At 68.2% G+C, this 26,509-nt stretch carries 16 protein-coding genes and 2 pseudogenes; 8 read left to right on the top strand and 10 right to left on the bottom strand.

What is annotated here, in order from left to right:
- Window positions 1-68: 68 nt before the first annotated feature.
- The gene (locus ABZ434_RS22730; protein ID WP_359139698.1) at window positions 69-698 is read right to left on the bottom strand and encodes an SMI1/KNR4 family protein; all 630 of its coding nucleotides are present in this window, start codon (window positions 696-698) and stop codon (window positions 69-71) included.
- 632 nt (window positions 699-1,330) lie between these two features.
- Window positions 1,331-1,725, bottom strand: a pseudogene (locus tag ABZ434_RS22725) (transposase); the annotation flags it as partial.
- A gap of 670 nt (window positions 1,726-2,395) precedes the next feature.
- On the opposite strand from ABZ434_RS22725, the gene ABZ434_RS22720 reads away from it, so the two are divergent.
- Both ABZ434_RS22720 and ABZ434_RS22715 read left to right on the top strand, forming a co-directional pair.
- On the top strand, window positions 2,396-3,619 hold the full coding sequence (locus ABZ434_RS22720) for a phospholipase D-like domain-containing protein (RefSeq protein ID WP_359139695.1): 1,224 nt from the start codon (window positions 2,396-2,398) through the stop codon (window positions 3,617-3,619).
- Window positions 3,620-4,061: 442 nt separating this feature from the next.
- On the top strand, window positions 4,062-7,598 hold the full coding sequence (locus tag ABZ434_RS22715) for an AAA family ATPase (protein WP_359139692.1): 3,537 nt from the start codon (window positions 4,062-4,064) through the stop codon (window positions 7,596-7,598).
- A 366-nt stretch (window positions 7,599-7,964) separates the two neighbouring features.
- On the opposite strand, the pseudogene ABZ434_RS22710 reads toward ABZ434_RS22715, so the two are convergent.
- The 4 genes and pseudogenes from ABZ434_RS22710 to ABZ434_RS22695 all read right to left on the bottom strand — a co-directional run.
- Window positions 7,965-8,510 (bottom strand): annotated as a pseudogene (locus ABZ434_RS22710) (Tn3 family transposase); the annotation flags it as partial.
- 167 nt (window positions 8,511-8,677) lie between these two features.
- Complete coding sequence (locus tag ABZ434_RS22705; protein WP_359139689.1) at window positions 8,678-9,427, bottom strand: hypothetical protein; 750 nt, start codon at window positions 9,425-9,427, stop codon at window positions 8,678-8,680.
- A 427-nt stretch (window positions 9,428-9,854) separates the two neighbouring features.
- Window positions 9,855-10,523 (bottom strand): DUF6000 family protein, encoded by a 669-nt coding sequence (locus tag ABZ434_RS22700; RefSeq protein WP_359139731.1) that lies wholly within the window; start codon window positions 10,521-10,523, stop codon window positions 9,855-9,857.
- Between the two features lie 538 nt (window positions 10,524-11,061).
- Window positions 11,062-12,618, bottom strand: a complete 1,557-nt coding sequence (locus ABZ434_RS22695; RefSeq protein ID WP_359139686.1) for an RICIN domain-containing protein — start codon at window positions 12,616-12,618, stop codon at window positions 11,062-11,064.
- Between the two features lie 383 nt (window positions 12,619-13,001).
- Between ABZ434_RS22695 and ABZ434_RS22690 the strand changes: the two genes are divergently transcribed.
- Window positions 13,002-13,310, top strand: a complete 309-nt coding sequence (locus ABZ434_RS22690) for a hypothetical protein (protein ID WP_359139683.1) — start codon at window positions 13,002-13,004, stop codon at window positions 13,308-13,310.
- A gap of 320 nt (window positions 13,311-13,630) precedes the next feature.
- Here the strand turns inward: ABZ434_RS22690 and ABZ434_RS22685 are convergent, their stop codons facing one another.
- Together ABZ434_RS22685 and ABZ434_RS22680 are read right to left on the bottom strand one after the other, a co-directional pair.
- Window positions 13,631-13,903, bottom strand: a complete 273-nt coding sequence (locus ABZ434_RS22685) for a hypothetical protein (protein WP_359139680.1) — start codon at window positions 13,901-13,903, stop codon at window positions 13,631-13,633.
- A complete protein-coding gene (locus tag ABZ434_RS22680; RefSeq protein WP_359139678.1) occupies window positions 13,900-14,178 on the bottom strand; it encodes a hypothetical protein in 279 nt (92 codons plus the stop codon). Before ABZ434_RS22680 ends, ABZ434_RS22685 begins: the two co-directional genes overlap by 4 nt.
- 667 nt (window positions 14,179-14,845) lie before the next feature.
- Between ABZ434_RS22680 and ABZ434_RS22675 the strand changes: the two genes are divergently transcribed.
- On the top strand, window positions 14,846-15,181 hold the full coding sequence (locus ABZ434_RS22675; RefSeq protein ID WP_359139676.1) for a hypothetical protein: 336 nt from the start codon (window positions 14,846-14,848) through the stop codon (window positions 15,179-15,181).
- 47 nt (window positions 15,182-15,228) lie between these two features.
- On the opposite strand, the gene ABZ434_RS22670 is transcribed toward ABZ434_RS22675, so the two are convergent.
- Window positions 15,229-16,052 (bottom strand): IS5 family transposase gene (locus ABZ434_RS22670; protein ID WP_359139728.1). Its coding sequence is split into 2 segments (ribosomal slippage): window positions 15,229-15,744 and window positions 15,747-16,052, totalling 822 coding nucleotides; the frame shifts between segments, so codons are not numbered across the junction.
- Between the two features lie 484 nt (window positions 16,053-16,536).
- Here ABZ434_RS22670 and ABZ434_RS22665 point away from each other — a divergent pair.
- The 4 genes from ABZ434_RS22665 to ABZ434_RS22650 all read left to right on the top strand — a co-directional run bounded on the left by ABZ434_RS22665 (window position 16,537) and on the right by ABZ434_RS22650 (window position 24,936).
- Window positions 16,537-18,729: a discoidin domain-containing protein gene (locus ABZ434_RS22665; protein WP_359139673.1), complete on the top strand. Its 2,193-nt coding sequence runs from the start codon at window positions 16,537-16,539 to the stop codon at window positions 18,727-18,729.
- A gap of 239 nt (window positions 18,730-18,968) precedes the next feature.
- A complete protein-coding gene (locus tag ABZ434_RS22660; RefSeq protein ID WP_359139724.1) occupies window positions 18,969-21,098 on the top strand; it encodes a discoidin domain-containing protein in 2,130 nt (709 codons plus the stop codon).
- A 139-nt stretch (window positions 21,099-21,237) separates the two neighbouring features.
- Entirely contained in the window at window positions 21,238-22,329 is a 1,092-nt protein-coding gene (locus ABZ434_RS22655) for a DUF1996 domain-containing protein (protein ID WP_359139671.1), read from the top strand.
- Window positions 22,330-22,491: 162 nt separating this feature from the next.
- The gene (locus tag ABZ434_RS22650; RefSeq protein ID WP_359139721.1) at window positions 22,492-24,936 is read left to right on the top strand and encodes a glycoside hydrolase family 3 C-terminal domain-containing protein; all 2,445 of its coding nucleotides are present in this window, start codon (window positions 22,492-22,494) and stop codon (window positions 24,934-24,936) included.
- 238 nt (window positions 24,937-25,174) lie between these two features.
- Here the strand turns inward: ABZ434_RS22650 and ABZ434_RS22645 are convergent, their stop codons facing one another.
- Window positions 25,175-26,485, bottom strand: a complete 1,311-nt coding sequence (locus tag ABZ434_RS22645) for an ROK family protein (RefSeq protein WP_359139668.1) — start codon at window positions 26,483-26,485, stop codon at window positions 25,175-25,177.
- Window positions 26,486-26,509: the final 24 nt, after the last annotated feature.

Genomic DNA, 26,509 nt, shown 5'->3' with positions numbered 1-26,509 from the left:
ACAGGCAGCAGCGTGCCGGGGGCCGGCACTCAGCACATCAAGAACTCTGCACGTTCATCCGTACGCGGCTATGTGCGTTCACGTGTACGCCGACATGGGTGACCGTTCAGCTCGCGGCAGCCCTCCTCGTCCCACCACATCCCGCCTTGCGCGGTGAGGTAGGGGTGCAGCCCGCGGACAGCTTCGCCTTGATGAAGGGCTCGCGCGACTGCGTGGAGAAGGCTCGCCAGGTCAGGCCAGGGGTCGGTGAAGTCGCCGCCACCGCTGTGCCCCGCCCAGCCGAGGCGTCCCGTTTCAGTGCCGGGACGTTGGTCGATGATCTGTGCCGCGCCGTCGGCGCTCTCAGCCCAAGGGATCCAGAGCGGGTGCCACCAAGGCTCGTCCTCCCAGGGGCGCCGGGTCAGACCGTCGTTCTCTGCCGCGACGTCCATGCAGGTCTGCCAACGCTCCACGATGCCGTTCAAGGTAAGCGGGGACTGCTCCGGCAGGATGGTTGCCCAGGCGCTCACGCCATTGTGACATTGCAGAGACTCGACGAGATCGCCGGGAACTCTGGCGCCGATCACCTGCTCCGCACGGCGTATCTCGTCCGGTGTCACTGGTGGATTGAGGAGCGCGAAGTCGGAGGCCACGTGCGCCGCCAGCCAGGCGTCGATCAGGCGCCAGGATTCCGAGGGGGGCAAGATCAGCTGTGCCATGGCGTCATCCTGCCCCCTGAGGAGGACGGTGTGACACCGTGCCGCCCCTGTAGCCCGTGGGATCTGCGGGGCGAGGGCCATTGCCTGGCACACCGAGGCCCTGGCACGGGCGCGGGTCGACGGTGGCGGCGAGTGCGCCGTCGGGTGGTTCCAGCGCAGGACGCCTGGCATGGGCCCGCTGCGCCCAACGCTGGACTGACTGTGCTGGGCACAGTTGCCGAGACCCTCCGGCTCCCCGCTCGTCGCATGATTGCCTCACTCTCATCACAAAACCCTGGGGGAATCATGAGGAATCGCACCGCCGTCGTCTCGATAGTCCTGCTCACCGCCGCACTTAGGCCTGTCTCTTTGACTTCACGTTGATCGGGCCACGTGCGAGGGTGGTGGCATGCCGCAGCTCGGTCACCGCCTCCGGTCCTTCAGATTCGCGTTTCGACTCGCTCCGACGAGCTTCACGGCATGCCTGGAAACAGACGGCTCTGTCCTGGAGCACGCACTGGCGGATGAGGCGACGCTCTGTGGCATCCCTCGGCGCCAGGTGACGGTCTATCGGCATCTGTTCGTTGCGAAGGGATCCGGGAGGTGCTCGGACTGCCGGGTGAGGGCAGTAGGCGCCTCGTCCGGGGCCTGAGTCAGGTTCCTGGCGAGCAGCCGTCCTCAGCCCTCCCCAAGGCGCGTCCAGATCAAGGTGGATGCGAGGTGGAGTGCGCCCTCGTAGGCGATGGCGAGTTTGTCTGTTCGCATGGCCAGGCCGCGCCACTGCTTGAGGTGGTTGAGGCACCGCTCGACGGTATTGCGCCTGCGCGTCGAAGCTGGGTGGACGACCGCCCGACCGGCCTCGCCGGCGGCGGTGGCCGACCTGATCAGAGGGCTGCGGAATGACGGCCCGGATGCCTCGGCGGGGAAGGTGCCGGCGGATTGCCCGGGACGAGTAGGCCCGGCCCGCCAGGACGACCTCGGGTCGGGTTCGTGGCCTGCCCAGGCCGCCGCGCGGGACTCGGATGCGAGCCATGACGGCCTCGAAGGCACGGCGCCAGGCCGCGTGTGAAAAGTGGATCTTGAACGCGGAATGATCACGCTGCATGGGTCGGGGAGATCCCACGGACATGCAGCGGGCGGCACTGGAGCCGTTGCTGCCCAAGGGGGCCGGGGAGGGTCGGCCCTCCGTCGGCATCGACAGCAGTAGATCGACGGCATACGGTTCCGGGTCCGGAACGATGCTCCATGGCGGGACGCCCCTGTCGAGTACGGACCGTGGAACCTGGCCTACGAGCTGTTCCTCGATGACAGCGGAACGGCACCTGGCAGCGGATCCTCACCCGGCTCAGTCCCTGGCCGACGCGGGAGACGCGATCATTGCGGAACTGAGGCGACTCCGTAGTTTGCCGCGCCCGTCAGCGCGTTCCCGGGTCCCGCAGCCAGGTCGATCTGCAGGAAGGACGAGGCGGCGCCTTCACCGCGGCCCTTGATCATGCCCGGGCCTCATCCACACCTGCCGGCCGCGGGGGCAAACCGCCCGCGCGGCGTCCATGCGCCTGCACCGCCCACGCCGGGGCAAGCGTCTGCCGGGGCAAGCGTCGAGCCGGGCGTAGGCGGTCAGGGTGCCGGTGGGTAAAGTCGGTCCGCTGCGCCGATCCGCGCCGGACCGGGCCCGGTGCCGCTTCCATACCCGATCCTTGTGCCGGCCAGGTGAGATCATGACCAGTACGCAGGACTCCCCAGAACTGACGGATGACCTGTCTGATGTGCAGACCAGACCCTCGGCGGAGGCGCGTATCGCTCGAATACGCCGTCGCTTGGAGCGGCTGATCGGCATAGCGGCGACGGAGGGTAATACCGTGGTTCCGTTGCGCAACGGGGATGAGATCTTCGCGGCCATGCTGGACGGCATCCGCACCGCCGAGCACACGGTGGACATGATGACGTTCGTCTACTGGAAGGGTGATATCGCCCGCCAGTTCGCTCAGGCGCTCTCGGCGCGCGCTCGTGAAGGGGTGCGGGTGCGGCTGTTGCTGGACGGCTTCGGCAGCCGACTGATCGAGAAGGACCAGCTGGCAATGATGGATGCGGCCGGCGTGCAGGTGGCGTGGTTCCGTAAACCCCTCTACGTCTCGCCGCTGAAGCAGAACCACCGCTGTCACCGCAAGGTTCTCGTCGTGGACGAGGCGGTGGCCTTCACCGGCGGTGTCGGCATCGCCGAGGAATGGTGCGGGGATGCGCGCAACGAGAACGAGTGGCGCGACACACACGTCCAGGTTCGAGGCCCGGCGGTGGACGGCCTCGCAGCCGCGTTCGCCCAGAACTGGGCCGAGTGCCACGACGAACTCTTCGACGATCGCGACCGCTTCATCGAACACCGCCAGGAGGGGAATTCGATCGTGCAGGTGGTGCGTGGCTCAGCCAGCTTCGGCTGGCAGGACATGCAGACCCTGATCCGCGTCATGGTTGAATCGGCAGAGGAACGATTCCGGCTGGCCACCGCTTACTTCGCACCTGACGCCCACTTCATCGAGTTGCTCTGTGCCGCCGCACGGCGCGGTGTGAAGGTGGAGATCCTGCTGCCGGGCCCGCACACCGACAAGAGGGTCTGTCAGTTGGCCGGCCAGCGCTACTACGAGGATCTCACTGCCTGCGGGGTGAAGATCTTCCAGTACCAGCCCACGATGATGCACGCCAAGGTCATGACCGTTGACCACGTCGCCGCCCTGATTGGGTCAACGAACTTCAACCGGCGCTCTCTCGACCACGACGAAGAGGTCATGCTCGCGGTTCTGAATCCGGAGTTCACTGCAACGCTGGACGAGCACTTCGATCAGGACGTAGCCGTGAGCGAGCCAATCCGGGAGGGCCGCTGGAAGAGGCGCTCGTTCATGCAGCGTGCCCGTGAGACAGCTGTCGTGCCCATCCGCAGGTATCTGTAAGCACGGGCGACCACTTTGGCCACGTAGCCCCACATCTATGCCTGACTCGACGGGGTGCCCGGTGAGGACCGGGGGCCGGCCGCCGTGCTTGCCCTTGCGGGCCGCGGTGTCGAGCCTTTCGCGCAATGCAAGTCTCAGAAGGGGTGCGACCCGCTTTTGAGTAAGAACGGGTTCTGAGAGCGAATCCGGGGTCGTCGGGGGTCTGGTGGCTCGTGATTGATCTTTCTCGCGCAAAGGATCGTTTGTGAGATCCGTTGTGGCTGAGTGCCTCAGTCGGCGAATTTGAAAGCTAGTTGGCGATAGTGCAGGTGTGGGTGTGCTGCCGCCGGGCGGAGCCGGTCGAGCCGAACAGTCATGCATAGGGTTGGCTGGAGCACGTGGGGCGATAGCGGACTCTGATTCTGATGGGGGATGTGTGGACCGTCGTCCGGTAAAGCTTGTCGTGGACGTCTTGCTCATGCTGCTCGGGGCGCTGTTGGGCATGGCGGCCAACTACGCCACCAGTCAGACGGATCATGTCCCGTGGCCACTGCGCCTGTTACGGGAATGGTCGGTGCCATTGGTAGCGGTCGTGCTCCTGCTTCTCGTCGCGGGACAGGTCTGGCTGCACTTCCTGGAGCGGCCCGTCGCGATCACGCGTACGTGGAACTCCTCGCAGCCGCCGTACCCCGGGCTGGAGGCATTCACCGAGGACGATGGCGGCGTGTTCTTCGGCCGTGACCGGGAGATCAGGGATCTCGTCGGCAGGCTCAATCCGTCCGCCCCGGCCCGTGCGCACCGGTTTGTCGCGGTGATCGGTCCCTCGGGGAGTGGCAAGTCCTCGCTGGTGCGGGCGGGGCTGCTGCCCGCCCTGGGGCGGCGGCGCGGCCGGTGGGTGATCGCGCCGGCGTTCGCACCGGGCGCTGATCCGCTGGTGAGCTTCGCATCGAGTCTTGCGGCGCTGCTGCCCGATACGACCGTCGATCATATCCGGGCGGAACTGGTCCAGGGGTCTGCGGGCGTACGGCGGTGCCTGGACCGGCTGCGCACGGCGCAGGGCGGACATGCCGCGCCGGTGCTCCTGGTCGTCGACCAGCTTGAGGAACTCCTCACGTTGACCGGAGCCCAGGACCGGCGCGCGTTTCTCTCGCTGATCGACGAGTCGCTTGCGGCGGACCCGCATCTGTGGGTGGCGGCCACCTTGCGATCGGATTTCCTGACCGACTTCCTGGGGACCGGACACGCCGGGCTGATTCACCAGCCGACGCTGGTTGGCGTGCTCGGCCGCACAGAGCTGTTCGAGGTGATCGAGAGACCCGCGGAACAGGCGGGCCTGAGCTTCGCTCCCGGGGTCGTGGCACGGATGGTGGACGACACCGGAGGCGGGGACGCACTGCCGTTGTTGGCGTACACCCTTCAGGAACTCTTCCTGAGGGTCGGCTCCGGTGGGACGGTGACGGAGGACGACTACCGTCGCCTGGGCGGGGTCGCCGGGGCACTGTCCGACCACGCGGACCGGATCACCGCCGACTTGCGTACGGCCGACGCGGACACGCCTGTGCTCTCCACACTGCTGAAATTCGTGACCATGGAGCACGGCGAACCGACCCGCCGCCGCGTGCACCGCGACGACCTCACGCCCGAAGAGCGCACCGTGACCGATGCGTTCGTCACCGGACGCCTGCTCACCAGCGACAATGCCGTGCTGGACGTCGCCCATGAGGCGCTCTTCCGGCAGTGGGCTCCGCTGCGTCAAGCTGTCGCTGCCAGTACGGACAAGCTGCGGCGCCGTACGGAGCTGGAAAGGTGGGCACAGGACTGGGAACGCTCGGGCCGGCAGGACGCCTATCTGCTGAGTGGCGAACGGCTGGCTGTCGCACGCGAATGGTCGGGCGAGGCGTCCGAAGCCCTCACCGGCGTCCCGCTCGTCGCCGCCTTTCTGGAACGCTCCATCCGCCAGGACAGAGCCTCCATGGAACGTGTCGCCGACGCGGTCGCCCACCGGGCTCTGGAAAGCGCCGAACGTGACCCGGAGCTGGCGATCCTTGCGGCGCTCGCCGCCATCGAGGAGTGCGCGCCCACCTCGGCGGCCCAACAGGCGCTGCACACCGCTCTGGGTGCCTCCCGGCGGCGTGCAGTCTTCCGCGGTCACGAACAGGACGTCAACGCTGTTGCCTGGTCTCCCGACGGGTCGCGACTGGCGACCGCGTCGGACGACGGCACGGTCCGGATCTGGGACGCCCGGGAGGCCGGGGACCCCGTGGTCCTCACCCGCCGCCACGGCGACAGGGTGTATGCCGTGGCCTGGTCACCGGACGGGAAGTGGCTGGCCGGCGGCTCGCGGGACCGCAGCGTCACCATCTGGGACGCCGAGACCTGGGCCGAAACGGGCGTACTCACCGGTCATGGCGACAGCGTGGGGGCTCTCGCGTGGTCACCGGACGGCGACCGGATCGCCACGGCGAGCAGCGACCGTACCGTACGGATCTGGGACGCGGAGACGCATGCCGAACTGACCGTGCTGACCGGCCACGAGCTGCCGGTGTGGGACCTGGCCTGGTCACCCGGCCGACGGCAACTTGCCAGCGCGTCGGACGACGGCACGGTGCGCGTCTGGTCCCTGACATCAGGCGGGCGTACCACCGAGCTGACCGGGCACCGGGCCAGTGTCTCGGCCGTTGCCTGGTCTCCCGACGGCTGCCGTCTCGCCTCGGTGTCGGAGGACCGCACGGCGCTGGTCTGGAACATCGCCGAAGCAGAGGAAGAGGGGAACGAGCCGCAGGCCCGGAAGCTCACCTCGCTGACACCGCTGAACTGCGTGACGTGGTCCCCTGACGGCCGCCACATCGCCGTCGGAGACGACGACTGCACCGTTCGCGTCTGGGACACAGACACAAATGAGGAATCCCTGCTGATCGGCCACACCGACAGCGTCCACGGCATCGCCTGGCACGGCCGACGTATCGCCACCGTCTCCCGCGATCGGACCGTGGCCCTATGGGACGCCACTCGGCGCGGCAGCCGGACCGGCACCCTGCTCGGCCACGATGACTCGGTCCAGAACGTCTCCTGGTCGCCCGACGGCACCCGCCTCGCCACCGCGTCCCAGGACGGCACGGCCGTGATCTGGGACGTCGCACAGAACTCTGCGGTGGCCACGCTGAGACACGAAGGTGCCGTGTCCGACCTGGCGTGGTCCCCCGATGGCGAGCGGCTGGTCACCGTCTCCAGCGGCGCCGCTGCCCGGATCTGGGACGTACGCGGCCGGACGCAGCTCGCCGTACTGCGCGGCCACGGCGAGGAACTCACGACGGTCTCCTGGTCCCCTGACGGCACCCGGATCGCCACGTCATCGCGCGACAGCACCACCCGTATCTGGAATGTCTCGGACGGCACCGAACTCACCGTGCTCCGCGGGGCCAGGTACTGGATAGGTGGGGCCGCATGGTCTCCCGACAGCCGCTACCTCGCCACCTCGTCGACCGACAAGGCGCTCTGTGTCTGGGACATCCGCCGGGGAACGGCCGTGACGACCCTGCACGGGCACACGGACTACGCGTGGCGCGTCGCCTGGTCACCTGATGGCCGTCGTCTCGCCAGCGGCTCCCGGGATCGCACCGTTCGCCTCTGGGACCCCTTCAGCGGTGACGAGCTCGTGACCATGACCGGGCACCAGGAACGCGTTCAAGGCGTCGCCTGGTCACCTGACGGGCGACACCTGGCCACCGTGTCCTGGGACCGCACCGTACGGCTCTGGGACCCCGACGACGGCCGAGAGCTGACCGTCATCGGGGTCCACGACGACCAGGTCAATGGTCTGGCATGGCATCCGGACGGCTCATACCTGGCCACTGTCTCCCGAGACCGCAGCGTGAGAATCTGGGAACCCGCCACCGATATGGACAGCCTGCTCAGACTCGCCCGGTCCCGGGTCTTCCGCCGGCTCACCGACGACGAACGCCGCAGCTTCCTGCTGCCGACAACCCGAGCAGGAGTGTGAGGGCATCGGGTCCTTCGGACAGGGGTTCACCTCGCTCCCGGTGAGGAGTTCGTGGGTCTCGTCCTTCGCCCTCATGGTGCCGATTCGGCCGTACCGTCTGCTGCTGGCTTCCCGGCCTCCGCATACGGCGCGGCGCGTGGGCCGGGCACTGACGCCCCGAGGGCCAGGTCGAGCCGGTAGTTCATGTCGAGCTCGAACCGGCCGTATGGGTTCACGTGAGGCCAGACCAGCGGGGACGTTGCACACCGGTCGGCGTCGGTGAGCCGCTTCCGCCCTTTGTCCTCGCCGGTGTACTGCCGGTCGATCCTCCACGTCCGTGCAGTGCCGCAGCACGCCCTCGATCATCGCGGCGACCTCGGAGGCCGAGCAGGACTTGAGCCGGCTGTAGACGCACAGCGATTTCTTCTCGACGCGCCAGTAGATCATCACTCCGGGTCCGCGGTACCGCTGGTGCCACCCGGTCATGAAATTGCTTGAGCAGGAACCGAACTTCTTCGCATCGCTCGCGCAGGCGGTGCCCTCGCCCCACCACGCCTGATCGCGGGCGGCGAAGGTGGCGTTGACCAGCCGTCCCAGCGCCGAGCGCAGGGTGGTCCGGTTGACGAACAGGTGCCCGACCCGGAGCAGGAAGGCCTCGCTCTCGCCATGCTTGCCGGTGAGCGCGACCCGCTTGATGCCCATGTTCGTCCCCAGCGCGAACAGCACCAGCAGTAGCCGGCGCCGCAGTACCGCCTTCGGGACCGCCTCCCGCTGGCGACCGACGTGAACTCGCCGGTGAAACCGGTGGCGAACTCGGCCTCCTTGAGGATGTCGATCAGATCGATGATGCCCCAGCGGCGCTCGATCTCCGCCTTCGGGGCGACGAGGACCGGGGCCGCACCCCCTTCGTCGGATGGTTGTCCAGGCCGCCATGCGGGTGGGTGCATCACCTCACGGCGTGCGCCACCTCGAATCCATCGCACCGGATGAGGTGTGCGACCTTCGGACAACCCTGTGCGGTTACGACCGGCACGAGCCGGGGGTGTGCCGGGAGGACGGGTGAGCCGGTGGGAGTTGTGCGCGGCGGAGGCCGCTGCTGCTCAGGTGCGGTTCTCGTCGGCGAGTCGTACCAGGACATCCAGGTCGGGGACGTCGAGCGCCGGTATCCGCAGCCAGGCGAACGGGAACCCGTTCGCGCCGCCGTCGACCTCGTACTCCATGCGGAGCATCGCGCCCAGTTCGTCCTCGTCCTCGTGGAAGATGACGAAGGCGTAGCGGCATGAGGTGATGGTGTGCCAGGGGATCTTCCTGCCGTCATGGTGCAGCCCGTCCGCCGTGGCGGTCAGTGGGCCGAACTCCACCTGGCCGCCGGCCGCGAGTGCCGCCTTCGCCCTGGCGAGATGCAGTTCGGTCACCGGTGCGTTGACGCGTTGCATCACCGGCGCGATGACAGAGGGCGGCGAGGATGACAACCGGCCGGTGCGGAAGGCGGCCTCCGGCGTGACGACGGGCGGGTCGGCCAGGAGTGAGTTCACGACCGTGCCGTCGGTGAACTCCAGCAGCAGTTCGTGCAGCCACTTCGTGATCATCGAACCGTCGGCTGCTTCGCCGTCCATGTCGTTGGCGCGCCACACATGGGCGACCTCCGACCACCCATAGGTGCGGCGCTCATCGCCGTCGGTCAGCACCACCCCGTCGTCGTGCACGGCGAGCGTCACCGCCCGCCGCCCGCCGGGTCCGTCAATATGCGCAGGCAGCGTCCCGTGTGCCGACCCGGCCAAGAACTCCGGCGTGTCCGCCTCCGGCACGTTCTTCTCCCGCGCGGACTCTCTTCGCCACCAACCAGCCATGAGCTCTCCCCCCGGCGCCGGCATTCAACACCGGTGGCCGTCAACCGAGTCAGCCGCTTTGCCCCGGCGATCACACTATCCGCTGGACAAGTACCGGGACCAGAGCACCGCAACGCCGCCGTCCCTCCCGCTTCGTGGTCGCCGCCGACGGCATCCCCCGGCCGGCCGTGACTGAGGGCTCAGTGATCATGCTGCTTCGCTACCGGCGGAGGGGCGCGAGCCGTGCCCACTTCGTCCAACAGCGGTTACTCTGCGCAGAATCAGCTCCGGACACTCCCGGCACGCCGACCTAGGCGCCGAGGCGCTCGGAATCGTCCACATGCCCAGCGCGCCGGCGACGTCGTACAGAGCAGCCCGGTTCTGGTCGCCTCCATCTGGGCCGAACGCTGCTGGAAGCCGGGCCGGTCCTGGAGGACGACGACCCAGTTCAGCAGTTTCGGCGCTGTATCAACGACGACTCGTCGCCCTTGGCGTCCACCGCGGGTCGACTCGGGTTGACACACTCTTCGACGAAGGCACAAAGCCGGCGAATGAGGCTCAAGTAGGAGGCGGGGTCCGTGGTGTCCTGCATGTGAGGTGCACCCTGGAGCCACTGTTGCCACAGGGCGCCGGGTGCCAGGAACCGGGCAGCTCGTTCGCCTTTGAGGTTCAGGTCGACGAACAAGAGAGCGCCCATGCCCACGGGCTGATCGTATGCAAGGTCGGGGCGGCGAAGGTAGTGGTCGAGGTAGGCAACCAGCAGATCAGCGTCGCGCGGCGTTCCGAAACTGGCCAGGGCTACGCAGTAGGCCGGGCCGGCACAGCAGACCTCGCTGGCCAGCAGGAGTTCCCCGAGGCGCTCACGGAACTCGGTCCGGCGGGAGACAGCCACGAGCCACGCCGCAGTTCTCCGCTCGCGCCACCCGCCCGCAAGGAGGGTGGCGATCTCGCTTGCGGTGATGACTCCTGCGTCCTCGCTCAGCCGTCGCAGCAATCGGTCGTACTCAGGCCCCTGGATGCGCAGCAAGTTGCCGCTGAGCTTCATGTAGCGCCGCTCGGGCGTGACAAAGCGCCGAACCAGGGCCAGCAGATCGGGATCCTCGTGGGGATGACGCATCACAGGAGCGATCCTGCCTCTCGGGGCGCGACGAGACCACCCTCTTTTGACGTTGCGCCACTCGTGGACGAGGGGTGCGACCGGGTGGCGTTGTGTTCTGGCTGCCCAGACGTAGGTGTCCGGGTGCAGCCCGCCGCCGCTCTTGCGGTGCCAGTACGCCACGTCGGCTGCCGTCAGGCGGGGCACCTTGCCTGGGCAAATCCGATTCAGGATCTCGTCCTGCCCCGGCTCGGTCAGCAGCGCGAACAGTGGGCCCGGGCCGTGTTCCGTGCCTGCGCGGCCTGGTTTTACGTCGACGAGTCGTTGCCGGCGCACGATCATCGTGTCGCATTCCAGCGGATGCGGGTTCCAGGCGTCCTCCAGCAGGCCCGCGACCTGGCGAAGGACTCCGTCCACCGCACCAGCAGCTGGGTGAGGTCCTGGTCGGACACATGGGCCAGCACTCCAGCTGTGTGGTGCACATGCGCGATCGCCTTCCAGCAAGCCGGACGGCTGGGGGCGGCAGTCCCTGGCCCGGTTCACGCGTGATGAATATCCCTCACCACCCTGTCGGCAGGCTGCTGAGGAACGGGGCAAGCCGGTCGGCGATCACCCGGTCGTCGTGAGCCGAGGTGTGCCCGTCACATCCGAGGAAGTCCAGGCCGGACTGATCGAGGAACCAGTAGTGGACCCCGCCGTCGCCGGCGTCGTTGCGCGCCTCGACCACCTGCCGCACCTGCTCGGCGTTCCTGTCGAAGCCAACTGCCACGAGGGTGGTGTCGGCACCGTAGCGCGTCCGCAGTTCCCGGAGGAACTCCTCGTAGGCGGTGCGGTAGGCGGCCGCGAGGCTGTCGGGCGTCCAAGTTTCACCCGGGGTGAGGTCGGAGAAGTCGTTGGAGCCGAGGTTGACCACCACGATCTGGGGGCGCCACGTCGCCGGGTTCTCCCAGACGTCGCCGTCCACGTTCAGCAGGGCGCGGTCGTAGTAGGTCCGGTACGTGAGCTCCGGGCAGATGCCGGCGACGTTGCGCACCATGCCGAGGCCGGAGAGGCCGTTGATCTGGTAGTCGGCGTTCAGCTGCCGGGCGGTGAGGGCCCCATGGCTCACGTCGGCGTTGGTGTTCCGCTTGAGCTGCGCCGGATTGCATTCGCGGGTGCCCGAGACGTTGCCGTAGCCCACCGTGAGGGAATCCCCGATGAACTCGATCTGGCGGTCCCGGGGCGCCGGCTTGCTCAGTACGGCGCCGCCGGGCGCGGCGACGAAGCCTCCGAACGTGCTGATGCTCCCCGGGCTGTCGTTGCGTTTGACGACCCGGACCGTGTGCTCGCCGTCCCGCAGGCCGTTGATCCAGTGCGTGCTGTCGCCGGGTGTGACCAGGGTAGCGACGGTGGCCCCGTCGACCTGGACGTCGTAGTCGGCGGCTGCGCAGTCGATCAGCACCCCGAGGCCGGTCCCGCGGAAGCGGCCCTCGAAGTACACCCCGGGCCAGCTGAACTGCACCGTCTTGCCGAGGTCCTTGACCCGCCCTGCGGTGTGCACCTGCTCCGAGACGCTCTGCACGGGCACCAGTTGCCACTGCTGGTTGGCGCCGCCCCAGTCGGTGAACTGCACGACCTCGGCGCCGTCCGTGGTGGCAGCGTTCCGGACCTCGACGGCCTTGCCGCTGTTGCGGTTGATCAGACGGACGTAACCGTCCGCCGAGTCCTCCAGTCGGAACTGCTGGTTCGAGCCGTTGGTATCGCCCCACTGCACGATGTTCGCGTGGTCGGCGCCGGACCAGCCGTGGACGTCGAGCACCTTGCCCGAGTGCTGGGCCTTCAGCCGGTAGTAGCCGTCGCCCGAGTCGACGAACTGGAACCGCTGATGGGCACCGCCGGTGCGGGTCCACTGCCGAACGGCGGTTCCCTCAGCGATACTTGCGCCGGATATCTCCAGCGCCTTGCCGCTGCCGTGGTTGATCAGCTCATACCACGAGCCCGCGTCCACCGCTGCCGCTTGCACGGTCCCGGTCGCGCCCGGCCCTGCCGGCGGAGCCGCGGGCAGGGCCGTCACCGCGGCAAGCGCCGCCGGGCGTCTCCCGCGCCCCGGCTTCGGGTCCTTGTCTCTGAAAGTCATCTGCTTGCCATCTCTCCAGCCCTGTGGCGCATCGGGGAGTCAGGGCTGAACCTCCGATATTCCGCACCGGAATGCCAACCGATTTGAAGGGATGAAACAGATCAATAGGTGTCCAATTAGCGCGACTTGCTGAACTCTCTCCACTGAGAGAGCCGCCCTCCCACCCAGCCGAACACAGCACGGACGAGGGCTCGCCACTGCCCGTTGCGTGTAGACCCCCTCAGCCGGCCCCAGCTCACAGCAACTGCTGCGAGCCCTGAGATCCCGCCGCTCTCCGCTCTGGGAGTCGATCTGCTGATCGTTTCAGAATGACGTCCTTGGCCAGACAGTTGTGTACTGCGAGGATGTGACTGCGACCTGGTGGCTGAGAGCGGGGGCGAGGCGTGACGCAGTGGCAGCTCTTGCAGGGGAACGTGTTGATCGGTGAGCTCAGCGAGTACGGATCTGACCAGCCGTTCCTTTTGGCCCGCTTCACTCCGGGGCCGGGCTGGGAGAGCGTGAGGGCCTTGTTCGAAGCATGGGCGGCCCTCCGGGGCCCGGACCCGGATGGCTCTCGCACCGTCGCGGTGGTGAAGCCGTTGCGGGACCTGGAGCTCACGCTGGCTCCGGTCGGCGGCGAGCAAGCTTTGCTGCAGGTCTTCAGGAACTGCACGATGCGTATCGACGGGTCCGAGGCACGCCTTCGCTACTGACCCGGCGAGCGGCGATTGTGCTGGAGTCTTCGCAGGCAGATCACGCTGCAGGCCAATTCGAGGAGGCCCCGATGATGACGGTCTGCGCGTCGCTCGTAGCGGATGCGGAGCAGTCTGCAGGCGAGGGGCCGACGTGATCCCCCTTGAGGGCCCGGGCATGTGAAGTGTTGATGGCGCAGTCGTCCAGGTCAAGCAGGTCCGGTCGCGAAGCCAGACGCGCCCGAAGGCGGTCTGAACAAGATCAGCACGCACCCGCACAGACTGCCGACCAAGATCACCAGGCGCAGGACCTTGGGCTCAACCCATTTTTGAACGATCAGTTAGAAGAACCAGACGAGGACGGGAACGCGGATCTCTTTCGCGTCTCGCATGATCATGTACTCCACGATGACAGGCTCTTCGGGTACTTCGAGGGAGTACCGCACACCGATGTCGTCCATCGGGTCGCCTGGCGGGCGCCGCCCGAGATCGAGCGCACCTCCCACCTCGATCGCCAGTGCCCTCAGGAAGTTTCCTGTTTTCCCCCGTAGGTCCGCAGGCATGTCCAGGACGGTCTGCGCAGGGATCTCCTCGGTCCAGACGCTCCAGCTCATGCGGCGTCGATGCGGGCGATGAGATCGTCCACGGAAAGCAAGGACTGCCCACTCTCCGCGTTCATTCGACTGCGTGCGGCACCAGGGGCACGGCTGATCATGGCTGTCTTCCACCAGCGGCGCATCACCCCGGGTACGGCTGCTTCCTCCGCGGCAAGTACTTCCGATTTGAAACGGGCGCTGTCAGTACCGTCGAGGGCGTCTGCGATGGCATTGATCGTGTGCGGAATGCCAGGGATCCGGCGGTCTCGCGGGGTCTCGGGCTGGGCGCTCATGCTCGTCCTCCAGGTCGGGACTTCGAGTGTCCTACACGATCGCGCGCGGCGTGTCCGGCGCGGGGGACTTCCATCGTCCTTCATCACGGCCGGAGCGTCTGGACAACGCCGTCTTGCAGCCCCAGTCCGGTCTGTTCCGGCGTCGCGGTCAGCCTAATCCCCCCAAAGTGCATTCGTGTCGCCGGAGCGACCTGCGGGGGACCGGGCGGCAGACCGGCTCGGCGGGGGCGGCGAGCGTGCCTGGCCTCCGGTACAGGGAGGCGGATCACCGTGCTGACCGCCTTGCATCATGGCCGGGGTGCTGACTCCGGCGGAGGTCGGCACGGCCGTTATGCGAATCGCCGCCTGCAGCGACTTCGAGCCCGAGGGGAGGAGCAAGGGCCGTGCCCGACCCACTCGGCACGTTCTTGCACGGGCTGCTCACCATGTCTGACGTTGCTCGCCGCCGGCGGCTAGGGCGTGTTTGAAAGTCGTGTCCCATTGCCGGGGGCGACGATGGAAACGGCAGTCCGTCCCCGGGAGCGAATCTATCGGGAGTCCACCCGCCAGCATCCGAAGTGTCACGGGGCACGCCTATGAGAGCATCGATCACCTTGTACGCGGCCGGTCCTCTTTGCGCCTGCGCCTACCGTCGGGGTCTCGTTCGACCAAGGCGTCTGATGTGTGGATGCTGGTGGCAGCATTCCGCGAGGAGGGAAGCGTGGTTGTGCCACAGCCGGAGGGGTTGATTTCGGTTCTGCTGGACAGGGCTGCTCGTATCGACGAGCGCGATGATGCCGCGATGGACCTTGAGGCGTACTCGGGTGAGCACGTGGTGAAGGCGCTGGTTGAGGTGGCCAGTTCGCCGGTCGAGGACGAGCTTGTGCTTGACTCGGCAGCGGAGTCCTTGGGTCGGATTCTGGCCCGGGACGGCGGGTGCCCTGAAGCTCTGCTCGCGTCCCTTCGACCTGACGCAAAGCGGATTGTGGAGGAAATACTGCGAGCGAGTCGCCAAGTGGAGTAGACGTCGGTGTCTCTCGGGTCAGGGGCATTGTCGCCAGGTGATCCTGGTCAGAGCCATTCGCCGATGGCAGCGATGGTTACAGCGGCCTGGTAGCGGACAGCAAGCTTGTCGCACCGGGTCGCAACGGCGCGGTTCCTCTTCAAGCGGTTGATGCCGCATTCGACGGCGTGCCGGGCCTTGTAGCCCTTGCGGTCGAAGGTCGGCGGACGTCCGCCGGCCGAGCCGCGCAGTTTGCGGTTACGGATCTGGTCGGCAGGCTCGGGGATGGTGCAAGCGATACCGCGCCGTCGCAGCAGCGGGGAGGAGTAGGCCTTGTCGCCGCGTACCCGCCCCGGGCGGCTGCGCGGCCTTCCCGGACCGATTTTCGGGACGCGGATCGCATCGAGGAGGTTCGTGAATTGGAGTGAGTCGCCACGTTGTCCGGCGGTGATCAGCAGGACGAGCGGACGCTGGTCCTGCTCGACCGCCAGGTGAATCTCCGTCGTCAGCCCACCGCGGGATCGTCCGAGCGCGTGGTCGTCCCGTTCGGTGGCGAGGCCGCCGGGCGGTTCGCGCTGCAGATCCCCTCTTTCCGGGCCCCGGCCGCATGCTGGTGCGCGCGGCAGACTGTGGAGTCGACAGTCACGTCCCACGTGATCAGCCCTGCCGCGTCCGCGTGGGCCTGCAACTGCTCCAGTACACGCGCCCAGGAGCCGTCGCGCTGCCAGCGCCGGAACAGGCTGTACGCGGACTCCCACGGCCCGTACCGCTCGGGTATGTGACGCCATGGCGCGCCTGTCCGCGTACGCCACCGGATCGCGTTGATCTGATCGCGTCGTGTCCACTCCGCCGGCCGGCAGCGCTTCCGCGCAGTCGGCAACAGCGGCTCCAGAGGAGCTCATTGCCTCTCAGTCAGATCTCCTCGTCCCACCCGATGATCGTCTCAGGCCAAGATCCACTTTCAAGCAGACCCTAGCCCCGTAGCCCCGTAGCCCCGTAGCCCCGTAGCCCAGCGGTCCGGTAGCCCGGTTGCGTGTTCGCGGCGGAGGTGGCGGCTTTCCGGCACCGACCTGTCCGAGTCCGACCCGAGTAGGCGATGTTCGCCGAGCGGCAACCGGTGAACTGCCAGGTTCCTCGCACCCCCTGATCCGTTGTCAGTTCGGCCGCCGCGCGGGCGTCACGCCATCGGCATGTTCCGCTACGACACCTCTGCCGCGCGGCGTGGCCGGAGCACGGGCGGCCGCCCGTAATGAAAACCAAGGGTTAACTCAAGGCGGAAGGAAAGTCCCGTCAGGGTTATTGACCCCGCACGGCTGGGGCGGCATCGTACGGGAGAGCGCTCTCCCTCGCGCTTCGCACTTTCAAGGAGACTCCCTATGTCCCTATTCGGTATGCCCGCGACTGCTCCACCACCCGCCCGCGTGCGGGTGCGGCGTGGTCTCACGGGTGCTGTTGTCACCGCGCTGGCCGCCACCCTTCTCTCGGTTGTGCCGGCGACATCGGCGCAGGCCGCCCCCACGCTCCTGTCTCAGGGCAAGACGGTCACGGCGTCCAGCCAGGAGCACTACGGGACGGCGGCCACCGGCGCGGTCGACGGGGATCTCGGGACGCGTTGGTCGAGCGCCGCCTCCGACGCGCAGTGGCTGCAGGTGGACCTGGGCAGCCAGGTCGCGCTCAGCCAGGTCGTGCTGAGGTGGGAGGCGGCATACGCCAAGTCCTACCGGATCGAACTGTCGACGGACGGCACCACGTGGTCGACCGCCTACTCGACCACGACCGGAGCGGGCGGAACCGAGACCGTCGCCGTCTCCGGAACGGCCCGGTACGTACGCATGCAAGGTGTGACGCGAGCGACCGGATACGGCTACTCCCTCTGGGAGTTCCAGGTGTACGGCGGCGACAGCGGGGGACCGGCCCTCCCAGGCGGCGGAGACCTGGGGCCCAACGTCCACATCATCGATCCGTCGACCCCGGACATCCAGGGCCGACTGGACGAGGTGTTCAAGCAGCAGGAGTCGGCACAGTTCGGATCCGGCCGCCACGCGTTCCTGTTCAAGCCGGGGACGTACAACAATCTCAACGCGCAGGTCGGCTTCTACACCCAGATCGCGGGGCTGGGGCTCAAGCCCGGCGACACGACCATCAACGGTGATGTGACCGTCGACGCCGGCTGGTTCAACGGCAACGCCACCCAGAACTTCTGGCGCGGCGTGGAGGGCCTGACCGTCAACCCGGTCAGCGGGACCGACCGCTGGGCCGTCTCCCAGGCGTCCTCCTTCCGGCGTATGCACGTCAAGGGCGACCTCAGCCTCGCGCCCGCCGGCTACGGCTGGGCCAGCGGCGGCTACATCGCCGACTCCAAGGTCGACGGCCAGGTCGGCAACTATTCGCAGCAGCAGTGGTACACCCGCGACAGCTCGATCGGCGGCTGGTCCAACTCCGTCTGGAACCAGACCTTCTCCGGTGTCGAGGGTGCTCCCGCCACCGGTTTCCCCGAGCCCCGCTACACCACGCTCGACACCACTCCGGTCTCGCGCGAGAAGCCCTACCTCTACCTGGACGGCAGCGAGTACAAGGTGTTCGCGCCCGCCAAGCGGACCAACGCCCGGGGCACGACGTGGGCGAACGGCACCCCGCAGGGTGAGTCGATCCCGCTGAGCAAGTTCTTCGTGGTCAAGGCGGGCACGACGGCCGCCACGATCAACCAGGCACTGGCCCAGGGCCTGAACCTGCTGTTCACCCCGGGCGTCTACCACGTCGACCAGACGATCAACATCAACAGGGCGAACACCATCGTCCTCGGCCTGGGTCTCGCCACGATCATCCCGGACAACGGTGTGACGGCGATGAAGGTGGCCGATGTCGACGGAGTGAGGCTGGCAGGCTTCCTGATCGACGCCGGTCCGGTCAACTCCCCGACGCTGCTGGAGCTCGGCCCGCAGAACTCCTCGACCGACCACGCCGCCAACCCGACGACCGTGCAGGACGTGTACATCCGCGTCGGCGGCGCAGGCGCAGGCAAGGCCACCACCAGCGTGGTCGTCAACAGCGACGACGCGATCATCGACCACACCTGGGTCTGGCGCGCGGACCACGGAGACGGCGTCGGCTGGGAGACCAACCGCGCCGACTACGGCGTCCGCGTGAACGGCGACGACGTGCTCGCCACCGGTCTGTTCGTCGAACACTTCAACAAGTACGACGTCGAGTGGTACGGCGAGCGTGGCCGGACGGTCTTCTACCAGAACGAGAAGGCGTACGACGCCCCGAACCAGGCGGCCATCCAGAACGGCACCACCAAGGGCTACGCCGCCTACCGCGTCGATGACTCGGTGAACACCCATGAGGCGTGGGGGCTCGGCAGCTACTGCAACTACAACGTCGACCCGAACATCCGCCAGGACCACGGCTTCAAGGCCCCGGTCAAGCCGGGAGTGAAGTTGCACAGCCTTCTGACCGTCTCACTCGGCGGCAACGGCCACTACGAGCACGTCATCAACGACACCGGAGCCTCGACCGTGCCCGCCGGCACCTCCACGGTTCCGTCCACGGTCGTCTCGTACCCCTAAGTCGCCGCCCGCTTCACGCCGTCCGGCGATGAGGCCTCCGATTCCCTTCCGGGCCGGGATTTCTGGTCCCCGCGGCCCGGCCCGGAAGGGCCCGCACCGCAGCACCGTGTTTCCCCCTCACAACAGACGCCGGACGCAGTCCCTTCAGCAACCGGTCTGCACCCGGCGTCATGAATCAGCCAGGAGCACACGTGTCCAGACCACCGTCCGTACTCACTCCTTCCAGACGCCGCACCGGGATGTCTCTCGCGGTACTCGGCACCCTGCTGGCGTCCTCGCTCACTGTGGGCCTGTCCTCGCAGGCGCAGGCGGCGGAGACGCTTCTCTCCCAGGGCAAGGCGGCCACGGCCTCCTCGCAGGAAGGCGAGGCGTACGCTGCGGGAGCCGCCGTCGACGGCAATCTGAGCGGCACCCGCTGGTCGAGCGACCGCCGTGACGGCGAGTGGCTCCAGGTCGACCTCGGGGCGAGCAAGAACCTGAGCCGCGTCGTCCTGACCTGGGAAGCCGCCTACGGCAAGAACTACGAGATCCAGGCATCCGACAACGGCACCGACTGGCACACCCTCAAGGCCGTCACCGGCAGCGACGGCGGCACGGACGAGATCGCCGTCTCCGGCTCGGGCCGTTACGTCCGCATGCAGGGAGTCACACGCGCCAACGGCTACGGGTACTCCCTTTGGGAGTTCCAGGTCTACGGCAGTGACGGCGGCGGAACCAATCCGTCTCCTGGTGGTGCGGTCAAGGTGACCGGCTCCCAGGGCAACTGGCAGTTGACCGTCGGAGGCCAGCCGTACACGGTCAAGGGTCTCACCTGGGGCCCGTCCGTCGCCGACGCCCCCAGATACCTGCCCGACATCAAGTCCATGGGCGCCAACACCATCCGCACCTGGGGCACCGACGGCTCGACGAAGCCGCTCCTCGACGCCGCTGCCGCCCAGGGGCTCAAGATCATCAACGGTTTCTGGCTGCAGCCCGGCGGTGGCCCCGGCGCCGGAGGGTGCGTCAACTACGTCACCGACACGACGTACAAGAACAACATGCTCACCGAATTCGCCAAGTGGGTCGACACCTACAAGTCCCACCCGGCGACCCTCATGTGGAACGTGGGCAACGAGTCCGTCCTCGGTCTGCAGAACTGCTACGGCGGCACCGAGCTGGAGGCCCAGCGCAACGCCTACACCTCGTTCGTCAACGACGTCGCCAAGAAGATCCACACCATCGACCCGGACCACCCCGTCACGTCGACCGACGCCTGGACCGGTGCGTGGCCGTACTACAAGCGCAATGCCCCCGACCTCGACCTGTACTCGATGAACTCCTACGGCAACCTCTGCAAGGTGCGCCAGGACTGGGTCGACGGCAACTACAACAAGCCCTACATCATCACCGAGGGCGGGCCCGCCGGCGAGTGGGAGGTCCCCGACGACGCCAACGGCATCCCGGACGAGCCCACCGACGTGCAGAAGGCCGACGGATACACCAAGGCCTGGGGCTGTATCACCGGCCATCAGGGTGTCGCGCTCGGTGCCACCCTCTTCCACTACGGCCTCGAACACGACTTCGGCGGTGTCTGGTTCAACCTGGTGCCCGACGGGCTGAAGCGCCTGTCCTACTACGCCGTGAAGAAGGCGTACACGGGCTCCGCCGCGGGCGACAACACTCCGCCCGTCATCACGAACATGGCCGTCACCCCGGCCTCCGCGGCCCCGGCGGGCCGTGAGTTCACGGTACGCGCCGACATCCGGGACCCCGACGGCGACAAGGTCACGCCCAAGATCTTCCTCAGCGGGAACTACGCCAACGGCGACAAGCGGCTCGTCGAGGCCCAGTGGCGCTCCACCGGTGACGGCACCTTCGCCGTCACCGCCCCCGACAAGCTCGGGGTCTGGAAGGTCTACATCCAGGCCGAGGACGGACACGGCAACGCCGGCATCGAGACCAAGTCCGTCAAGGTCGTCGCGCCGCCCGTGTCCGGCACCAACATCGCCCTGAACCGGCCCACCTCCGCCTCCTCCTACCAGGCCCAGTACGGCGACTGCCCCTGTGCCCCGGGTCTGGCCACGGACGGGAACGCCACGACGCGCTGGGCCAGCGACTGGAGCGACCCGCAGTGGATCCAGGCGGACCTCGGCGCGGCCAAGCCCATCCGCACGCTGCAACTGGTCTGGGACCCCGCCTACGCCAAGTCCTACGAGGTACAGGTCTCCGACGACGGCACCACGTGGCGCCCCGCCTACTCCACCACCACGGGTAACGGGGACATCGACACGATCGACCTGACCGTCACCGCCCGTCACGTCCGTCTGCAACTGACGGCACGCGGCACCGGGTGGGGCTATTCCCTCCACGAGTTCGGCGTCTACAGCTGACGACGCCGAATCCCGTGAGGGGGTGGCGGGGCCCGCCGCTGGGCTCCGCCACCTCGGCACCACCGCACATTTCCACCTCACCACTCGCGCGTCGTCTCCGCGTACGCGCGAAACCACCCCCCATGGGCAGGAGATCCCCATGAGATGGAGTCCGAAGCGACTCTCCCTACTCCTCGTCGGCACAGCGCTCATCGCCAGTGTCCTCGGCGTCGGCACCATGGCCTCGGCCACGGATCCGGCCGTCGGCATCCCGCCCGCCGTCGCCGCGGCCGTCAACCACACCGGGCATCAGATGGCCGCGTCGACCCAGGCGTCGGGCGACGACGCCGACGGGGACGGCTACATTCCCGCAGTGCCACAGGTAACCGGTGTCACCCCGTCCACCGCCACTCCGCCGCCGGCCTACTTCCACGAGTTCCAGGCCAACTGCGAGGTCACGCACACCGCCCCGGACGACCCGATCGTGTATCCGGGCCAGGCGGGCAAGTCCCACGACCACACGTTCATGGGCAACCGTTCCACGAACGCGGCCAGCACCACCGCTTCGCTCTACGGCGGGAGCACCACCTGCAAGGCGCCGGCGGATGCCTCCGCCTACTGGATGCCCTCGCTGTACAAGGGCGAGCAGAAGATCCTGCCGGTGGGCCCGCAGGTCATCTATTACAAGGCGGGAGTGACGGACTACCGGAGTGTCCGTCCCTTCCCCAAGGGGCTGCGGTTCGTCGTCGGCAACCCGATGCAGACCGCCCAGGAGTTCCGCGCGCACAAGGGCTTCGTCGAGGGCTGGGAGTGCGGTGACAGCTTCTTCAACACCGACATCCCGGCAAGCTGCCCGAGCCGGCCCGACGTACAGCTCAACCTGCGCATGCAGGCACCCAGTTGCTGGGACGGCCTGCACCTGGACACGCCCGACCACAAGAGCCACATGGCGTACACGGTCGTCAAGCCCGGCACCAACGACAACATGTGCCCGGCCTCCCACCCGGTCGCCCTGCCGATGATCGAGTTCAAGATGGCGTGGCCGGTCAACGGCGACATGAGCCAGGTCCGCCTGGCCAGCGGGCGCGGCTACTCCTTCCACTACGACTTCTTCAACGCGTGGGAGGAGCGCACCCTCAAGGCCATGGTCGACCACTGCATCGTGGGCGGTCTGCAGTGCGACCCGCGCGGCTACGACCAGAACCAGCCGCAGCGCGGCGCCGCACTGAACGCGGAGTACCGCCTGCCCTGACCCGGCCGGCCGTCCCGACACACAGCCCGGCCGCTTCGGGGAGCGGCCGGGCCCTCGATGTACCCGCTCTTCCCTCTCCGGCCCGCCGAGGGGCGGGGTGGGAAGAGGACCGGAACAGCAAGTTCCGTCGAGCGAAATTCAAGGTAGAAGCAAGTGGTGGCGATGCGTGACGACATGCTGGACCGGTTGATCGCGAAGCTGAACCTGGCGCAGAAGGTGTGCCTGCTCACCGGCTCCACGACATGGCGGACAGCCGGTGAGGAGACGATAGGGCTCAGGCCGATGGTCTTCTCCGACGGACCGGCGGGCGTGCGGGGCGAAGCATGGGACGAGCGGAGAACCTCCGCCCTGCTGCCCTCCGCCTCGGCCCTCGGCGCGTCCTGGGACGAACAGCTGCTGCGGGACCTTGGGGGTCTGCTCGCGTCCGAGGCCATCCGCAAAGGCGTCGACGTCGTCCTGGCGCCCAACCTGAACCTGCATCGCACACCACTGGGCGGCCGGCACTTCGAGTGCTACTCGGAGGACCCGGAACTGACAGCCCGTACCGGTGCCGCGCTGATCAGGGGCATCCAGGACCAGGGGATCGCCGCCACAGCCAAACGGTTCGTCGCCAATGACTCCGAAACCGACCGGCTTCACGCCGACGTCCGGATGGATGACCGCACCCTGCGCGAGGTCTATCTTGCGCCCTTCGAAGCGGCCGTCCACGCCGGAGTATGGCTGGTCATGGCCGGTTACAACAGCGTCGACGGCACCACGATGACGGCCCACCCCCTCCTGGCCGAACCGCTCAAGGGGGAGTGGAACTTCGACGGGGTCGCCGTCTCGGACTGGGCCGCCGTCCGCACCGCCGAGGGACCTGCCCGAGCCGCTCTCGACCTGGCCATGCCAGGACCGAACAGCCCCTGGGCGCAGCATCTGGTCCAGGCCGTCGACGACGGTCTGGTCGCCGAAACGGCCATCGACGACAAGGTGCGCTGCGTGCTCCGGCTTGCGGAACGAGTCGGCGCCCTCCAAGGGCGCCGCCGTCGTCCGGCGGTGCGAACCAACGCGACCCGGCAGCTGCTGCGTCGCGCGGTCGCGGCCGGAACGGTACTGGTGCGCAACGAGGGCGTCCTGCCGCTCGACGTCGGCGCCCTGTCGACGGTGGCGGTGATCGGCGAACACGCCGCATCGCCCCGAGTGCAGGGAGACGGCAGCGCCGGCGTTTTCCCCTTCGCGGTCGTCACACCCCTCGACGGCATCCGCGCGCAACTACGCGGACGAGGCCGTGTGGTCTACGCCCCCGGCCCTTCGCTCGTCATGCAGCCCTCGCCGCTGGACACCGACAGGTGCACGGACCCCCGGTCGCATGAACCGGGTGTACTACTGCGCTGCCTGGACGCCGAAGGGCGAGAGCTGTCCGCGGTACGCCGCTTGTCGGGCAGGCAGCTCGAACCGGATCTGCCTTCCGGCGCGCACACCGTGGAGATCAGCGCACTGCTCCGGCCCAGGACGACCGGCATGTGGACCTTCGGTATCGGCGGCTTCGGCAGGGTGACGCTCGGTGTCGACGGGAACCCCGTCCTCGATGACACCTACCCGTGCGAGACCGATGATCCGGCGATCGTGCACGTGACCCCGCCCCTGCACACCGTCCGTACGCACCTGGTCAAGGGCCGGACCGTCCACCTCGTGGCTCGCCGCGAACTGCTCCCCGGAACCGGCCGCGCCATCGTCGTAGCTGCCGCACCGCCGGAGCGTGACCCGTCGGCCGCGCTGGCAGAGGCCGTGGCGGCGGCCCGTGACGCGGACGCCGTGATCGTCGTCGTCGGCACTGCCGAACACAGTGGCAGGGAAGGTGACGACCGCAGGGACCTGGCACTCGGGTACCGGCAGGACGAGCTCGTACGCGCGGTCGCCGCGGCCAACCCCCGGACCGTCGCCGTCGTCAACAGCGGGGGACCCGTCGAACTCCCCTGGCGCGACGGCGTGGGCGCGCTGCTGCTCACCTGGTTTCCCGGCCAGGAAGCCGGTGCCGGCCTGGCCGACGTCCTGTTCGGTCGCAGTGAGCCGGGCGGCAGGCTTCCCACGACCTGGGCGGCCTCCCTCGTCGACGCGCCCGTCACGCAGACCCGTCCCGTGGACGGTCGGCTCGACTACACCGAAGGTCTGCACATCGGCTACCGAGCCTGGCTCCGCGAAGAGCGGCGGCCCGCCTACTGGTTCGGACACGGCCTGGGATACACCACCTGGGAGTACGAGCACGTGGACGCACCGGCGCAGATCGAGGCCGGAGCCCCGTTCACTGTCCGGGTGACCTTGCGCAACACCGGGAAGCGCAGCGGGCGCGAGGTCGTCCAGGTGTACTTGGCCCGTCCCGGATCGGGTGTGGAACGGCCCGCGCGGTGGCTGGCCGGTTACGCGGCGGTCCGCGCCGACCCGGATCACTCGGTGACGGCCGAAGTGGTCGTGGCCCCGCGGGCATTGCGGCACTGGTCGTCCGAGGAAGGGGCATGGAGCACCGAACCCGGGGAGTTCCGGCTCATGGCGGGTCGCTCTGCGGGAGCCATGGAATGGCAGGCTCCCCTCCGTGTGAGTGCCGCGGAGGAGCATGGGGCTGAATGACGGGCACGCGTCCCCTTGCCCCGGCCGTGCCGCTGAGGTGGTTGATCGACTCGGGCACGTTCAGCAGAAGCGACCGGGCATCGTCGGTTCGCGCTCCCAGGCGGTGTGGATCTTTCCGGCCCGTCAGGCGAGACCGGACGAGGTGGTGCCGACGGGGGCCGTGGGCGTGAAGGGGCACCCTGAGTGTGCCCGCTGCCCCCGTGGCACCAGGCGGGGAGAATCGTGTGCCGGGGTGTGCTCAGTGCGCGGCCCGCTGCCGGAGTGTGCTCTTCCACGCCGGCGCCGGATCGGTGGTCTCCACGGGCGCCCGGTGGCCCCCACGAGCGAAGAAGTCGGCGAGCGGCAGGATCGCCGCCCCGACCGTCACGGCATCCGGTCCGAGCGTGCCGAGTTCGATGCGTACATGTGCCGCAGGGTAGGAGAGGGCATAGGCCGTGGCGTACGTCTTGACGCTGTCGAGGAACCGGGCACCGAGCTGGAGGCCGGCCCATCCGCCGACGAGGATCCGCTCAGGCTGGAAGAGATTGATCAGATCGGCGAATCCGGCGCCCAGGTACTCGGCGGTCTCCTCCAGGACGGCGAGCGCGGTCGCGTCGGCTTCCGCCTCCGGGTCGGTGGGGTAGGCGGCGGCGAGGACCGCGGTCAGCGCGGATTCCTCGTCCGCGCCGGCCGGTGGACAGCCGCCTGCCTCGCGCCAGCGCTCCAGCAGCGCTTCCGCTCCCGCGTAGGCCTCCAGGCAGCCAAGGGCGCCGCAGCGGCAGCGGCGGCCCCGGACGCGGACGGTCAGATGGCCCCACTCGACGGCCCGGCCGGAACGCAGGTCGTCGCTGACGACGCACGCCCCGACGCCGGAGCCGAAGAGCACGACGACGGCACTGCTCGCTCCGCGTCCGGCGCCGAACCACATCTCCGCCTGGCCGAGCGTCTTGGCCCCGTTGTCGATGAAGAACGGCACCGAGGGGGGCAGCGCCACCGACTCGCGCAACAGACGTTCCAGCGGCACGGCGTCCCAGCCGATCGTCTGCCCGTGGACCGTCGCGCCGTCCTGCGGTGCCCTGGCAACGATGCCCGGGACACCCACACCGACGCCCAGCAACTGCCCAGCGTCGATGCCCGCCTGCCGGAGGACCTCCGCAATGCCGTCACGGACGTGGGCGATCACGACGGTGACGTCGTAACGGTCCTCCCTCCGCGGCCCGCTGGTGGCGAGCGGCTTCTCCCTGCGCGCCAGTTCGGTGAGGGCCAGGTCGAAGAGCTCGATCCGGACCCGGGTCTCGCCGATGTCGACACCGATCATGTAGCCGCTCGTCTGGCGGATGCGCAGAAGTGTGCGCGGCCGGCCGCCGGCGGAGTCCACGCTGCCGGCCTCCTCCACCAGGCCCTCGGCAACCAGATCCGCCACCACGTTGCTGACGGAACCCGAGCTCAGGCTCGTGAGCGGGCCGAGCGCCAAGCGGCTCAACGGGCCGTCGAAATACAACCGTTGCAATATGGCGCTGCGGTTGTCCCGCCGCAGGTCAAGCACCGTACGACCGCTGCGCACACTCACCGGACACCCTCTTCCTTAGGCCTT

This window comes from Streptomyces sp. NPDC005761 (assembly GCF_040630635.1).
In the GTDB taxonomy this organism is placed as follows: Bacteria; Actinomycetota; Actinomycetes; order Streptomycetales; family Streptomycetaceae; genus Streptomyces.
This window is presented reverse-complemented; position numbering and strand designations above follow the sequence as displayed.

Coding starts and splice junctions, on each gene's coding strand:
- ABZ434_RS22660 (WP_359139724.1), top strand. CDS start 18,969: ATGTCTCTCGCGGTACTCGGCACCCTGCTGGCGTCCTCGCTCACTGTG.
- ABZ434_RS22650 (WP_359139721.1), top strand. CDS start 22,492: ATGCGTGACGACATGCTGGACCGGTTGATCGCGAAGCTGAACCTGGCG.
- ABZ434_RS22700 (WP_359139731.1), bottom strand. CDS start 10,523: ATGCGTCATCCCCACGAGGATCCCGATCTGCTGGCCCTGGTTCGGCGC.
- ABZ434_RS22655 (WP_359139671.1), top strand. CDS start 21,238: ATGAGATGGAGTCCGAAGCGACTCTCCCTACTCCTCGTCGGCACAGCG.
- ABZ434_RS22695 (WP_359139686.1), bottom strand. CDS start 12,618: ATGACTTTCAGAGACAAGGACCCGAAGCCGGGGCGCGGGAGACGCCCG.
- ABZ434_RS22685 (WP_359139680.1), bottom strand. CDS start 13,903: ATGAGCTGGAGCGTCTGGACCGAGGAGATCCCTGCGCAGACCGTCCTG.
- ABZ434_RS22675 (WP_359139676.1), top strand. CDS start 14,846: ATGCTGGTGGCAGCATTCCGCGAGGAGGGAAGCGTGGTTGTGCCACAG.
- ABZ434_RS22720 (WP_359139695.1), top strand. CDS start 2,396: ATGACCAGTACGCAGGACTCCCCAGAACTGACGGATGACCTGTCTGAT.
- ABZ434_RS22730 (WP_359139698.1), bottom strand. CDS start 698: ATGGCACAGCTGATCTTGCCCCCCTCGGAATCCTGGCGCCTGATCGAC.
- ABZ434_RS22680 (WP_359139678.1), bottom strand. CDS start 14,178: ATGAGCGCCCAGCCCGAGACCCCGCGAGACCGCCGGATCCCTGGCATT.
- ABZ434_RS22705 (WP_359139689.1), bottom strand. CDS start 9,427: ATGGCTGGTTGGTGGCGAAGAGAGTCCGCGCGGGAGAAGAACGTGCCG.
- ABZ434_RS22665 (WP_359139673.1), top strand. CDS start 16,537: ATGTCCCTATTCGGTATGCCCGCGACTGCTCCACCACCCGCCCGCGTG.